This is a genomic window from Paenisporosarcina sp. OV554 (assembly GCF_003058165.1).
Taxonomy (GTDB): domain Bacteria; phylum Bacillota; class Bacilli; order Bacillales_A; family Planococcaceae; genus Paenisporosarcina.
In genome coordinates, this window is the sequence record NZ_QBUC01000068.1 from 1 (window position 1) to 1,660 (window position 1,660).

Sequence of the window (1,660 nt, forward strand, 5' to 3'; positions counted from 1 at the left end):
CTCCCTCTATAAATATTGATGTATCAACGGTTTGCACCACTTCGTAATGTAGAAAAAATATTTTTTATATAATTTATAAACATAGTCTTGAATTTCTTGTTTTTATTACCAAATAGAGCGTACGCTTCGCTAAAACTAATGGAAATCATTAGCTGTTTTATCCACTATGTGATGCACTATGGATCTCTGCGATACTTATGACGACGTACCCTCCCATGTCTCTTAGCGTCAATGCGCTTACATTCCTTCGTTCGGTCTATTCATAAGGCAGAGGCCTGCTAAGCTGCCCCGGGGACTCATAGTCTTAGTTTAGTTATTTTGCTGGCTTCTCCGTGTCATCCTTCTGGTTATAGGTCTCGATGATAAGAAATGTTTACGCTGTCTCGGCGAGACAGTGGAGATCCTTCATCATGTATTGTTCGTTAAAAGGCACTTTCTTTTTGCACATACCATGTAATATTTTCAGTAATTTACCACAGAGCACCACCATCGATTGCTTCCCCCGTAAGGGATTCTGTTGGCGCGTTGTGTAGTATTCATGAAGCTGTTTAAACGCTGCGTTATGACGAATGAGTGGAACGATTACTTTGAAGAGTATATATCTGAGTTTCTTTCGTCCTCGTTTCGAGATATGTTTTTGTCCCTTATGTTGACCAGAAGAGTTTTCACGTAGTGTTAATCCCGCTAGTTTGATCAGTTGGCGTGGATTTTCGTAAAGTGAAAAGCTCCCTACTTCTGAAAGTAAATCAACAATCGTCGCATCTCCTAAACCTGGAACGGAAGTGAGTAACTCAAATTCCATTGTTGTTTGTGCCATTTCGGATAATTGACTGTTTACAGATGCAATTTTGGTTTCTAATAAGCGATACTGACGTAGGAGCGTGGCTATTTCATGTCGGGCCATCTGTTCGCCTTCTGTCAGTCCAATCGAATTAGTCGATGCTTCAATGAGAAGTTTTGCTTTTGGTAACTGTGGTGTCCTCATCCCCTCTACCTTACGGTATAAAAAGACCAACTCATCAGCTGTCTTCCCTTCAATATCCTGTGGAAATGGCGTCATTTCCAATGCCGCCAGCGCCATCTTTCCAAAAGACGGAAAGACTCGAGTAAACTCTGGAAAATAGCGATCAAGCCAACGGATGATTCGATTTTTAATACTCGCTAAATCTTCCGTTAACTTTGAACGGAGAGTGGATCCAATACGCAATTCAGCTTCTACGTCTTTTAACAAACGTGGATAGCTAAAACGTCCATCTTTCAATAAGCGTGCGATGACCAACGCATCTTTTTTGTCGTTCTTTGTTTGTAAGTTATCGTCCAGTTCCTTCGAACGTTTGACGTGCATTGGATTCACCATGACGAGTGGAATGCCATAGTGATCTAAGAAATAAGCCAAATTCATCCAGTAGTGGCCAGTAGGCTCAATTCCAACTATAACCTCTGTTTTCTTAGCTTCCTTCATCGTTTGACGAATCTTTTCATACAAACTTTCAAAACCTTCTTTTGATTGATGTACCGGAAAGGCTTTTTCAATCACACGCCCTCGTTCATCGACAAAGCACGCGTAATGAACACGCTTGGCAATATCCATACCGACAACGAGTGTATTTTCAGTCACTTGATTAATTTTTTCATTGCATTTAAACTGCATAGAGAAGTC

1 protein-coding gene is annotated in these 1,660 nt (G+C 40.7%); it reads right to left on the reverse strand.

Features of this window, described 5'->3' with window-relative positions:
- Window positions 1-373 precede the first annotated feature (373 nt).
- Window positions 374-1,651 carry an IS110 family RNA-guided transposase gene (locus C8K15_RS19930; protein ID WP_108588123.1) on the reverse strand — a complete coding sequence of 426 codons (1,278 nt, stop codon included), beginning with the start codon at window positions 1,649-1,651 and terminating at the stop codon, window positions 374-376.
- Between the last annotated feature and the right edge of the window lie 9 nt (window positions 1,652-1,660).